Annotated in this window: 12 protein-coding genes; all 12 read right to left on the bottom strand. The window is 63.1% G+C overall.

Annotation, left to right across the window (positions count from 1 at the left end; genetic code table 11):
- Nucleotides 1-52: 52 nt before the first annotated feature.
- Nucleotides 53-283 carry a hypothetical protein gene (locus AB1402_02605; protein MEW6540493.1) on the bottom strand — a complete coding sequence of 77 codons (231 nt, stop codon included), beginning with the start codon at nt 281-283 and terminating at the stop codon, nt 53-55.
- Between the two features lie 434 nt (nt 284-717).
- Entirely contained in the window at nt 718-1,638 is a 921-nt protein-coding gene (gene era / locus AB1402_02600) for a GTPase Era (GenBank protein MEW6540492.1), read from the bottom strand.
- A 205-nt stretch (nt 1,639-1,843) separates the two neighbouring features.
- Nucleotides 1,844-2,866: an rRNA maturation RNase YbeY gene (ybeY, locus tag AB1402_02595; GenBank protein MEW6540491.1), complete on the bottom strand. Its 1,023-nt coding sequence runs from the start codon at nt 2,864-2,866 to the stop codon at nt 1,844-1,846.
- Nucleotides 2,823-5,000, bottom strand: coding sequence for an HDIG domain-containing metalloprotein (locus AB1402_02590; protein ID MEW6540490.1), 2,178 nt, complete (start codon nt 4,998-5,000; stop codon nt 2,823-2,825). The genes ybeY and AB1402_02590 overlap by 44 nt, the downstream gene beginning before the upstream one ends.
- Nucleotides 5,001-5,007: 7 nt before the next feature.
- Nucleotides 5,008-5,979, bottom strand: a complete 972-nt coding sequence (locus AB1402_02585) for a PhoH family protein (protein ID MEW6540489.1) — start codon at nt 5,977-5,979, stop codon at nt 5,008-5,010.
- 52 nt (nt 5,980-6,031) lie between these two features.
- Nucleotides 6,032-7,249, bottom strand: a complete 1,218-nt coding sequence (yqfD, locus tag AB1402_02580) for a sporulation protein YqfD (GenBank protein MEW6540488.1) — start codon at nt 7,247-7,249, stop codon at nt 6,032-6,034.
- A 34-nt stretch (nt 7,250-7,283) separates the two neighbouring features.
- Nucleotides 7,284-7,565 carry a sporulation protein YqfC gene (gene yqfC, locus AB1402_02575; protein ID MEW6540487.1) on the bottom strand — a complete coding sequence of 94 codons (282 nt, stop codon included), beginning with the start codon at nt 7,563-7,565 and terminating at the stop codon, nt 7,284-7,286.
- 149 nt (nt 7,566-7,714) lie between these two features.
- Nucleotides 7,715-7,894 (bottom strand): 30S ribosomal protein S21, encoded by a 180-nt coding sequence (rpsU, locus tag AB1402_02570; protein MEW6540486.1) that lies wholly within the window; start codon nt 7,892-7,894, stop codon nt 7,715-7,717.
- Nucleotides 7,895-7,969: 75 nt separating this feature from the next.
- On the bottom strand, nt 7,970-8,314 hold the full coding sequence (locus AB1402_02565) for a histidine triad nucleotide-binding protein (protein MEW6540485.1): 345 nt from the start codon (nt 8,312-8,314) through the stop codon (nt 7,970-7,972).
- Nucleotides 8,315-8,359: 45 nt separating this feature from the next.
- Nucleotides 8,360-9,706 carry a tRNA (N(6)-L-threonylcarbamoyladenosine(37)-C(2))-methylthiotransferase MtaB gene (gene mtaB, locus AB1402_02560; GenBank protein ID MEW6540484.1) on the bottom strand — a complete coding sequence of 449 codons (1,347 nt, stop codon included), beginning with the start codon at nt 9,704-9,706 and terminating at the stop codon, nt 8,360-8,362.
- Between the two features lie 107 nt (nt 9,707-9,813).
- Nucleotides 9,814-10,563: a 16S rRNA (uracil(1498)-N(3))-methyltransferase gene (locus AB1402_02555; protein ID MEW6540483.1), complete on the bottom strand. Its 750-nt coding sequence runs from the start codon at nt 10,561-10,563 to the stop codon at nt 9,814-9,816.
- Entirely contained in the window at nt 10,560-11,420 is an 861-nt protein-coding gene (gene prmA / locus AB1402_02550; GenBank protein MEW6540482.1) for a 50S ribosomal protein L11 methyltransferase, read from the bottom strand. The genes AB1402_02555 and prmA overlap by 4 nt, the downstream gene beginning before the upstream one ends.
- Nucleotides 11,421-11,499: the final 79 nt, after the last annotated feature.

The following is an 11,499-nucleotide window of genomic DNA, read 5'->3' as shown; positions in this document are numbered from 1 at the left end:
CCACCCGCCGCTTCGGCGAATGGGGTCTCAATAATACCGGTATGATCAATTCCTACCGGATCTGTTCCTTCTCCAGGGAGTTGGCCCAAAGCTTCCACTGCTCTTCCACCCAGGCGTCGATGAGTTCCGGGTCCAGGTCGCAAGACACGCTGAAATTCTCACACAAGGTCCGGTAATGCTTCCGCACGTGTTCTTTGATCTCGTTCCCCTGCATATCGTTGAGCGCCCGCCGCAGGCATTCCTTCAACGCCCACTTGTGGCCCCCGTCCACACTGCCCGCCATCTACGGTCCACCCCCCTTGCAATGTTGAAAGCGCTGTGCTGACACGGGGCATATACAGCGGTATTCTTCAGAGGCGCTCTTTCTCCTGCTTGAACCAAAAAAAACACAGCGTACCCCTGCATTTGACCGTTTCTTCCAGACCACTGGCAGGTCTTTTGGGAGGAGCATCAGTTCTCGCCTTGGTGTGAACCGTATCCCCGGCACGGACACCGGGGCCGGATGGCACGCGATTACCCGGTAAGCCACCGGGCGGGGCTTCTCCCAAACCGCCGGTCCATAGAACCGGTGACAGGCCCAGCACATCGGTACGCTGCGCATTGCAAGCCATGTGGAGGTTATTCGCCCCTTAGATGTTTAATCCTTCCAGCGCAGAAAATTTAAGGGGTAAAAAAAAGCGGTCAGAGTCTTTTTTGAAGTTTTGAGGTCTGACCCCGTCAGTCCTTGAAGCCCAGGTGCTGCAGTTGCCGTTCGTCCCGGCGCCATTTGGGCTTGACTTTCACCCACAGTTCCAGGTACACCCGCACGCCGAGCAGGCTCTCGATCTCCTCCCGGGCCAGCCGCCCGATGTTCTTCAACATCCGGCCGCCTTCACCGATCAGAATCGCTTTCTGTGATTCCCGCTCCACAATTACGTCGGCCCGGATCACCGTCACCCCTTTTTGGCCCGGGAACACTTCTGCGACGACCACGGCCACGCTGTGGGGCACCTCCTGGGCGGTCAAATGGAGTACTTTCTCCCGCACCAGTTCGGCCAAGATCACTTCTTCGGCCTGGTCGGACACGGTGTCTTCAGGATAGTACCGCGGTCCCGCAGGCAGGCACCCGACCACCAGGTCGACCAAAAGGCCGGTGTTCTCTCCCGTCCGGGCGGAAAGCGGCACAATTTCTCGAAACTCCATCTTCCGGCGCATCTCGTCGATGAGCGGCAGGAGCCTGGGCTTGGCGACCAGGTCGACTTTGTTGATCACCAGGAACACCGGCGTGCTTATCCCGGCCAGGCGTTCCAGAATGAACTCGTCCCCCGGTCCGCTCTCCCGGTGCGCCTCGATCAGGAACAAAATCAGGTCCACGTCCTTCAGGGTCTTCAAGGCCGTATCGACCATCATCCGCCCCAGCTGGTGTTTGGGCTTGTGAATCCCCGGAGTGTCCACGAACACCACCTGCGCGTCGTCTCTGGTGAGCACGGCCCGAATGCGGTGCCTGGTGGTCTGGGGCTTGTCGGAAATGATCGCCACCTTGCGGCCGACCAGGCTGTTCAAGAGCGTGGACTTGCCCACGTTGGGACGCCCGATGATGGTCACGAATCCGGACCGGTGTTCCGGCGGTTCACTCATTGCGTTGCTTTTGCCTTTCATTTAAGTCGGCTTGGCCCCGCCCCGGTGTTGCAGGCGGCAGGACCCACGCACGTAAAATACCCGCAGCCCGCTATTTTTTCTCCGTTATTTGTTCCAATCCCTGCAAGCCCTGATTTGCTTGCGTTATAACGGCCGCCGAGATGCACAACGAAGTAGCCCACGGGTTCCAATCTCTGCAAGCCCTGATCTGCTTGCGTTATAAAAGTCAGGCGTCCGTTCTGTGCAGGCGGAAAGCTTCGGGCAGAAGCTCGGAGAGGGTTCTCACCGTGAACTCGCCGCGGCCGTTGGCCAGGATCAGGCGAAGCTCGGGCGCGAATTCACTCAACACCTGGAGGCAGGCGCCGCAGGGAAGCGCGGTCTTCTCTCCTTCCACGGCCACCGCCAGGGCCGTAAACTCCCGGACCCCGGCGGCCACGGCCGAAACCACGGCGGCCCGTTCAGCACAGACCGTAAGGCCGTACGAAGCGTTTTCCACGTTGCACCCAGTGAAGACCCGGCCGCCGGGAACCAGGAGCGCGGCCCCCACCCGGAATCCGGAGTAAGGCGCATAAGCGTTTTGAAGGGCCGCCAGGGCCCGTTCGGCAAGCTCGCTGTCGGACAGCGCGGGAGAAGGGGGACTGGGGAAAAAAGGGGGACAGTCCCCTGGGGAAAGGGGGACAGTCCCCCTTTTTTCCCACTCCTCCAGCGCGGCGAGTACGGCCTCCTCCAGCGCGGCGAGTACGGCGTCTTCGCGTTCCTGCATCCGGCGCGCGTCCTCATCCCTTTCGTGATCGTAACCGAGCAGGTGCAGGGTGCCGTGCACAGCCAACCGGGCAACCTCCCAGGCGAGCCCGTGACCGTATTCGGCAGCCTGGCGCACCGCCGCCGGCAGGGAGATCACCACGTCGCCCAGGAGCAAAACACCCGGTTCATCTCCGGCCCCGGGCTCCTCTTCGCCCATGGGGAAGGACAAGACGTCGGTGGGCCGGTCTTGTCCCCGGAAACGGCGGTTGAGGTCGTGGATGTAGCCGTCGTCCACCAGGGCGACGCTCACTTCGACCCGCGGCCCGGCGCCCCCGGCCAATGCCGACTCGACGGCCATCGGTGAAGAAGGCTTTGGTCCGGTTTTTGCTGGACGCGGCTCAGGCATCCTCCCGGCCAATGCCGACTCGACGGCTCTGGTGACGAGGGAGGCCAGGCGCTCATCAACCGGGACTGTTTCCTGTAAGTTGCTTATGACGACGGTCATTTCCGGCCCGTCTCCTCTCGATCTCCTTACCGTCAGGATACTCAATCCGGTGGTGATAAATACCGGTGAACACCCGGCCGAAGGCGGCCGCGATCAGTTCCAGGTCCCGGAAGTGCAAGTCGCACTCGTCCAGCTGCCCGTCGGCCAGCTTGTCCTTGATCACCTTGCGGATCAGGCCCTCGATCTGGCCCGACGTCGGGTTGGGAACCGACCGCACCGCCGCCTCCACCGTATCGGCCAGCATAATCAGCGCCGCTTCTCTGGTCTGCGGTTTGGGACCTTCGTAGCGGAAGTCCTCCTCCCGCACCAGGTTCTTCGCGTCCTGCTGCAGCGCCTTGTGGTAGAAGAAAGTGATGAGGCTCGTCCCGTGGTGCTGCTCGATGATGTCCACAATCGCCTGGGGCAGCTTGACTTCCCGCGCGAACTCCACCCCGTCCTTGACGTGGGCGTTCAAGACCAGGGTGGACAGCCCCGGTGTAATCTTGTCGTGCGGGTTTTCCGTCGTCAGTTGATTCTCGATGAAGAAATAAGGACGCCGGATTTTTCCTATGTCGTGGTAGTAGGCGCCCACCCGGACCAGGATGGTGTCCGCACCCACCGCTTCCGCCCCCGCCTCCGCCAGATTTCCCACCAGGATGCTGTGGTGGTAGGTCCCGGGAGCGTCCAGCAGGAGCCGCTTCAACAGGGGCTGGCCGGGGTTGGCCAATTCCAGGAGCTTGACCGCGCTGGTGATCCGGAAGGAACTCTCCAGGAAGGGCAGCGCCCCGTTCGCCAACACCGAGGACAAAAGGCCGTTGGCCGTGCCCAGGATCAGGCCGGACATCAGCAAAAGGCCCCAGGAGGTATCGGTCACCAGCCCGATCGTCATTATGGCCGCGATGTTCGCCACCGCGACCCAGGCCCCGGCCCGGACCAGGTCGGTGCGCTGGCTGAGTTTGGACACGCTGAACACCCCGGCCATCCCGCCCAGGAGGCCGACTAGGGCAAAGCGCATGTCGTTCCCCGTCATGACCCCGACCAGAACCGCCAAAACAACCACCATGATCAGCGCCAGGCGGAAATCCAGCAGGATCGCCACCAGCATCCCCACGGACGCCACCGGCACCCCGTAGCCCATCAGCCGGCCGAACTCGGGCCATTGCGTGACCTGGGTGGCCACCAGCACCTTGCCGATCCCCATTACGGCCAGGACGATGATCCCCAACATGTAAAGGTAAGCGACATTCCCGTATATCTCCCGGTGCTCGCGCCGGATGTAAAACAGCACGGCCCCCATCAGGAGCACCATCAAGAGCATTGTGCCCAGAACGCTTTTGAAGGGCAGGGGCGGTTGCAACACTCCGGCGGCCTGGAGTTTCACCAGGTGCTCCGAGGTGACGATCTCCCCTTCGCCGATGATCTTCTGCCCCTTCAGCAAAGTCAACTGGATCGGCGCCACCTGGTCCATGGCCGCCTGCCGCAGTTGTTCGGTGCGCGACGCGTTGTAAAAGGCGTTCGGCCGCAGCAGGGTATTGACCAGGTCTTGGGCCAGCAACTCGTACGACCGGCTCCAGCCGGCGTCCCTGATACCCTCGGCCAGAGACTGCTTGGTGTCCGCCAGGTTCTCCTCGGCCACCCCTTGACCGGTTTCCATCGCCCGGGTGACCATCACGGTCAGTTCTTTTTCCACCGCGGTGGTGGTCGCCGGGTCTCCTCCGGCCAGGCTTGCCAGCGCATCGGCCGGCAAGGTGAAGGGAATGACTTGCTTGAGGGCCTCAACCTTCTCCTGGGTGTTCTTGTTTTCGTCCTGCTGCGCGTCCCTGATTCCGGACATGACGTCCGTTATCTCCTCGCGCACGGCCAGGGTGACCTGCGGGTCAAAATCGTACTGCCGGGCCACCATCTGGGCGGCCCGCTGCCGGGCTTCCTCGGTTTTGACCCGGTCCTCAAAGGTGGTGGTTTCCGGAGCCTTGATGGTATCCGGGGAGGCCTGTCCCGCCTGCAGGCGCACCTGCTGGGGGAAGAAGTCGACGCAGACGATGAGGGTCAAGAACAACAGGAACAACAAGGCCGCACCCGCCCGGCGGACCTTCTGACTGCGGAAAACGGAAGGCACGCCGCGCCCGGCGTATACCACCAGGTCACGCAGACCCACTAGGCGGTCACTCCTCTTTCAGCCTCCCGGCCCGCTCGTAGGCTTCCACGATCTTGATCACCAGCGCGTGACGGACGGTGTCGGCCCCGGTCAGGTAGATGAATTCGATCCCGGCGGTCCCCGAGAGCACCTCTTCGGCCTCGATCAGCCCGGAGGCCTGTCCCCTGGGCAAATCGACCTGAGTGATGTCACCGGTAACCACCGTCTGGGACCCAAAACCCATCCGGGTCAGGAACATCTTCATTTGCTCCGGGGTGGTGTTTTGCGCCTCATCCAGGATGATGAAGGCGTCCTCGAGCGTCCGTCCCCGCATGTAGGCCAGGGGAGCGATTTCGATAATGTGCCGGTCCAGGTAACGCCGGGTGCTTTCCACGCCCAGCACGTCAAACAAGCTGTCGTACAAGGGACGCAAATACGGGTCGACCTTTTCCTGAAGGTCCCCGGGCAAAAACCCGAGTTTCTCACCGGCCTCCACGGCCGGCCGGGTCAGGATCAGGCGGCCCACTTCTTTGTTGCGCAACGCCCGCACCGCCATCACCACGGCCAGGTAGGTCTTCCCGGTCCCAGCCGGCCCGATGGCAAAAACCACATCCTTTTCGGACATGGCCCGGACGTATTTCTGCTGTCCCAGCGTCTTGGGCCGCACCGGCTTGCCCCGCGGGGTGGTCAGGATCACTTCGCGCGCCAGGCCCGCCAGGCCCGCCTGCTCCCCGGCACGTACGCTATTGATGATATACTTGACGTCGGAAGGCGTCAAGTCGCGGCGCTCCAGGAAGAAGGCCTCCAGTTGGCGGATGACTTCCTGCCCCTCGGCGACCTGCTCCGGAGTGCCGAAAAGGATCATCTCCCCGTTGCGCAGCACCAGGCGCACCCCCAGGTCGTCCTCCAGAACGGCCAGGTGTTCATCGTAGTTCCCGACAATGGCGGCCGCCACCCGGGGGTCCTGAACCACAATCCTCTTTTCAACCTGTTCCGTCAATAAAGAATTCTCCTCCTTGGGAATTCAATCAACTACGGGCGCGGTCTTTCCACTACGAGCGCGGTCTTTCCACGCCGATGTCCTCCAGGGTTTCCACGATGATCCGGACCCTGACCAACTCCTCGGCGGTTTTGGTGTGCACCAGGTCGACCCGCCGGTGCAGCACCTCGGCCTCGGCCGGCACTTGCTCCTTCAATATCCCGCGCGCTTGTTCGGTGGCCGACCGCAACGCCTCCTCCCGGCTTATGCGCACCAGGTGCGGCTTCGTTTCCCGGAAAACAGTGGTGATTACTTCGACGGGCAGGGAGTAATTCCTCCAGCCCGGCCCCGTCCATACCGTTTCGGACGCCTGGAAGCTCGAAAAAGGATCCTCGCTTGGACCCAAAACCACCAACCGCCGCCCAAAGAGCCGCACGTCCACGCGCCGCTCCTCCCGGCCGGTGGGCTTTTGCGCGTGCTCCACCAGGGCCGATTCCCCGTAGGCCTCGTACCAGACCCGGGCGTTGACGATCCCCCGGGCCCGTATCAGGCGGGGCTCAACGTTTAGAATCGCTCCCTGGGGATCGAGCGCTTCCGGGGGCCAGATTTCCCCCGAGATCAAGAGCTGCCCGGGGAAGACCGTATCCCCCTCCCGGACGAGGGCCTGGCCACTCAAGACCAGCACGTCCCGCACCAGGCCGGCCTTGGCCGCCAGGATATCGGAGGGCCCGTCGTGGTCGGGCGGCAGGAACTTCTTCTCGGCCACGGTGATCAGCGCCCGCGTACCTCTGATTTCCAGGCCGACCCAGGCCACGGCGGGAAGCCGTTCCTTGATCTTCTCCTCCACCGCGAATATCTCAAAACGCCACTTGGGCGCACCACGGTAAAAGCCGGCTTCCCGGGCGGCGGCGATGATTTCCTGCTCTCCGATTTTAACATTCCCCTCAATCTGGATGAACCACACAAAGGAGGACAGAACATACAGCGTGGTCAGGAAAAAAACCACGCCCAGCGCCAGCGTCTTCCGGCGCCGGGCCCGGCCCAGAAAGAAGGGCAGTCCAAAGCGCCTTTCGATTTTGAACCGGCTGCCCGTGTCCCGGGCGACATGACGCAGTGGTTTGACGCCGCTCAACCGGGTCTTGATCAGGATCCGGTCCTGGTCCAGCCGCCGGATATCCCAAAAATAGATGCCCCTTCTGGTCGCCAGGTTGATAAACCGCTCCAGGGTTCGTCCGTTGACCACCATGGTTACGTAGCCGAACAGGTAGGCCAGGATCTTCAATACAAACACGCTTCCACCCCAGTGTCGGCTTAATTGAGTGGGGCTAAGTGAAGTTTAAGCTCTGGATTTCCCCCTCGATGCACAGTTCGTCGGGCAGGATTTGGCGCAAAACCAGATCGCGGCCCCGCAAGCTGACTTCACCAACCGGCACGATCACCCGCACCGACTCCGTCGTATACTCGACAATGCCGCGGTGATTTTCAATAATCACCTGGACATTGCCCACCAGGATGATCTTGGGCAGGTCCAGAACGATTTCGCCGGGTATTTCCAGCAGGTCGGCCATGGTCCGCCGCATCTTTTTGCGCACGTCGCGCCAAGCCATAAAAAACCCCCCCCCTGAAATCTATGCGGGGGAGGAATTCCAAAAACCTTATTTCTGAGCAGCACCGCAACAACGGAAAAGCCCGGCCGCTTGGACCGGGCCCCACGCCATCCCTCTACGGCTCTATGGCCGCCCACACTCACACTGTATTAAAAGGAGCGCTTGCGCCTGCGCGCCGCTTCGGACTTTTTCTTCCGTTTCACACTGGGCTTCTCGTAGTGTTCGTGCTTCCTGGCCTCGGCAAAAACCCCGGCCCGCTGGCACGTGCGTTTGAAACGTCGTAGAGCGCTGTCCAGAGTCTCGTTCTTTCCGACTCTGACTTCCGCCACCGGTATCCCTCCCTCCCACCAGTCCGCGTCTGAGGCTAAGCATACTGTGAGATTAACACCCCTCTGTAAATGTTTTTAGCCGGGAGGCCAGTTCAGTTCCCGCCCTGCAAGAAGGTGGTAGTGGACGTGGAAGACATATTGTCCCCCGCCTTCCAGGCAGTTGGCAACGAGTCTGAAACCCCGCTCCTCAAGGCCCAGATCACGGGCCACCTGAACAGCCGCCTTCTGAAGCAGCCCCAACAACCGTTCGTCCCCGTCCCGGACATCGAACAGGGTCGGGATGTGGCGCTTCGGAATAAGAAGCACGTGTACCGGAGCCACCGGGTTGATGTCCTTGAACGCCAGGAGGTGTTCATCCTCGTAAACCACATCCGCCGGGATTTCGCGGTTCACGATCCGGCAAAAGATACAGTCCTGCAAGCCCACCACCTCCTCACGTCGGGTCAACCGTCAACCAAAGATATTTTATTTGACGCTTGCCTCTGAGAATCCTGCCTCGCTGTGAATTATTCCCCTTAAATTCCCCTGCTCCGCACCGTCAGCATACACTTTTATGATCCGCCCGGCAAGTTTGGGTCCGTTTTTGCAGAATACCCGCAAATAGTTGGGGGTGTAACCGGTGGCGACGCCGCCGGAAACCGACTCCACCAGCACTTCCACCGTCCGCCCCAGGTAGCGGGAGGCAAACCGGTGCCGCAATTCACAGCCCAGAGCCAGCATCTCCCGGCTGCGCTCCTTCTTGACGCGGTGTGGCACCGGGTCGGGGAAGAAGGCCGCGGGAGTCCCCCGGCGCGGGGAATAGGCAAACACGTGCAGCCCGGCAAAACCGGTCCGGCGCACGTACTCCAGGCTCTCCCGGTGTTCGGCGGCGGTTTCGCCCGGGAAGCCGACCATAACGTCGGCGGTTACGGCCACCTCCGGCACTCCGGCCCGAATCATTTCCACCAGAGCGGTAAATTCCGCGGTTTTGTAGCGCCGCCCCATCCGGGAGAGGACGGAATCGCTGCCGCTCTGCAGCGGGATGTGAAAATGCGGGGCGCACACCGGGTTTTGGGCCACCGCGTCGACCAGCTCCCGGGTGATCTCGTTCGGTTCCACCGAACTTAAGCGCAACCGGGCAAGTCCCGGAATCCGGACCAGGCGGCGCACCAGGCCCGGCAGGTTCTCCGTGCCGAGGTCCCGGCCGTAGGCCCCCAGGTTGACCCCGGTAAGCACCAGTTCGGCGTAACCTTGGTCCACCAACCCGCGGGCGAGTTCGAGCACCCGCTCCGGGGGCCGGGAACGCAAGGGTCCGCGGGCGTAAGGCACGATGCAGTAGGCGCAGAAATCGCGGCAGCCCTCCTGAATCTTCAGAAAGGCCCGAGTCCGGTCCGGGTCGGCTGGCTCGGGCAGCTCCTCGAATGCCCGGGCCTGCTCGATGTCTTCCACCGCCCAGAAGGGGTCAAAAAAGGGGCCAGGCCCCTTTTTTTCGGCGGCGGCCTGCTCCACCAGGTCCACGATCCGCCCCCGTCCGGACGTACCGACCACCAAGCTTACTCCGGGAATGGCGCCCACCTCTTCGGGCGCCACCTGGGCGTAACAGCCCGTCACCACGACCAGTGCCTCGGGGTTGGCGCGCACCGCCCGGCGCACGATCTGCCGTGACTTGCGGTCCGACTCACCGGTGACCGTACAGGTGTTCACCACGTATACGTCGGCCGTTTCCTCGAAAGGGACGACCTCATAGCCGCGGTCCCGGAAAAGGGCGGCCAGACCCTGCGTTTCGGCCTGGTTGACTTTGCAGCCCAGTGTGTGGAAAGCGACCTTCTTCATGGTTTTATCTCAATTCTCCAACTCTACCCTGAAAATCCCCTCTCCCTCTGGGAGAGGGTCAGGGTGAGGGGTATTTTCATCCTTCCGATGGTGCCGCAGCTCCGGTGCTAACCGATGTCGCCCCACTCGTAGAGCACCAGCGTTGCGGCCACCACACCGGCGGTGTCCGTCCGCAGGAGGCGTGGGCCCAAGGAAACGGAAACCGCGCCGCGGGCGGCGGCCGCGGCCGCCTCTTCGGGCGTGAAGCCGCCCTCCGGGCCGGTGAACAGGAACACTTCACGGGCCGGCGGCCTGGAGCGCAGGGCTTCTTTCAGTCCTGTGCCGCGCTCCTCCTCCCAGAGGAAAAAGGCCGCACCCCCGGCGGGCACCAGCCCCAGGGCTTCTTCAAACCGGCAGACCGGATGGATTTCGGGTATCAGGGGCCGCCGGCACTGCTCGGCGGCTTCGGTGGCAATGCGGCGCCAGCGTTCCACGCGCCAGCCGGCCTTCTCGGGCGTCAGGCGCACCACCGTCCGTTCGGAGACAACCGGCACTATGGCCGCCACCCCGACCTCGGTCGCTTTTTGCACCAGGTCATCCATCCGCTCGCCCTTGGCCAGGGACGGCACCAAGGTCACCCGCAGCCCGGGGTCGGCCGGCAGTTCCGCGGGGCCGGTGACCAGGGCCCTCACCCCCTCCCGGTCCACCTCCCGGATCTCGGCCGCATATGCCCGGCCCGACCCGTCCAGCAGGAGCACTTTGGACCCGGCGGCCAGCCGCAGTACCCTGGTCAGGTGCCGGGCGTCCTCCCCCGTGATCCAGGCTTCCTCCCGGCCCCGCCAGTGGCTGGGAGGCACAAAAACGCGCGGGATTCTCACTCTTTCACCCCCGCCAGGGCCACCCATTCCCCTTCCGCCAGGCGGGACTCGACTCGAAAACCGTCGGCGGCCAGCGCCCGGCGGACTATGTCTTCCCGCTGGTCCAGAATGCCGCTGAAAATAAACACGCCTCCCGGCTCCAGCGCGGTGGCCGCGGCCGGGCACAACTCGGCCAGCACCTCGGCCACGATGTTCGCCACCACCAGGTCGGCCGGTTCCGACAGTTCGTCCAACAGGTTGCCGCTCCGGACCCGCACCCGGCCCGTAAGGTTGTGGCGGGCCACGTTTTCGGCGGCCGTGCGCACGGCCAGCGGGTCTTCATCCACCGCCCAGACCACCGCGGCACCCAGCAGCGCCGCCGCGACAGCCAGGATTCCCGAACCGGTGCCCACGTCCACGGCGACCATCCCCGGCCGCACATAGCGTTCCAAAAGCTTCAGGCACATCGCCGTGGTCGGGTGGGTGCCGCAGCCGAAGGCCAAACCGGGGTCGATTTCAATTACCAGGTCTTCGGGACCGGGCTCCCACTCCTCCCAGGTGGGCTTGACCACCAGGCGTTCCCCGACCCGGAATGGTTTCAGGCCTTCCCGCCAAGCTGTCGCCCAGTCCCGGTCGCTGGCCCGGCGGACCTCCATCCGCGCCGGCGGCCCGGTGATCGCTTCAACCCGCCGGCGAAGCAGCACCACCTTCTGTTGCAGCTGCCGGTCGCCCACCGGAAACCAGCCCCGGATCACAGCCGCCCCGGAATGAATGGAAGCGGGTTCTTCCTGGACCCCGCTCCCCAGCTCAAAGAAGACGTTACTGACCGCATCCCGGTGCTCGTCGGCCACGGTCACCTCGATTTCAAGCCAGAACAAAACGGCCTGCCTCCCCGGGAACAGAGGATTTGGAACTCAGGAGCCAGTATTCAGAATTCAGGAGCCAGAACTAGGCAAC

The sequence above is a fragment of the Bacillota bacterium genome (genome assembly GCA_040757205.1).
Lineage (GTDB): Bacteria > Bacillota > Desulfotomaculia > Desulfotomaculales > Desulforudaceae > Desulforudis.
This window is presented reverse-complemented; position numbering and strand designations above follow the sequence as displayed.

Bases quoted from the DNA above. Each gene is read 5' to 3' on its own strand.
- era (MEW6540492.1), bottom strand. From the start codon at position 1,638: ATGAAAGGCAAAAGCAACGCAATGAGTGAACCGCCGGAACACCGGTCC.
- yqfC (MEW6540487.1), bottom strand. From the start codon at position 7,565: ATGGCTTGGCGCGACGTGCGCAAAAAGATGCGGCGGACCATGGCCGAC.
- mtaB (MEW6540484.1), bottom strand. From the start codon at position 9,706: ATGAAGAAGGTCGCTTTCCACACACTGGGCTGCAAAGTCAACCAGGCC.
- AB1402_02605 (MEW6540493.1), bottom strand. From the start codon at position 283: ATGGCGGGCAGTGTGGACGGGGGCCACAAGTGGGCGTTGAAGGAATGC.
- ybeY (MEW6540491.1), bottom strand. From the start codon at position 2,866: ATGACCGTCGTCATAAGCAACTTACAGGAAACAGTCCCGGTTGATGAG.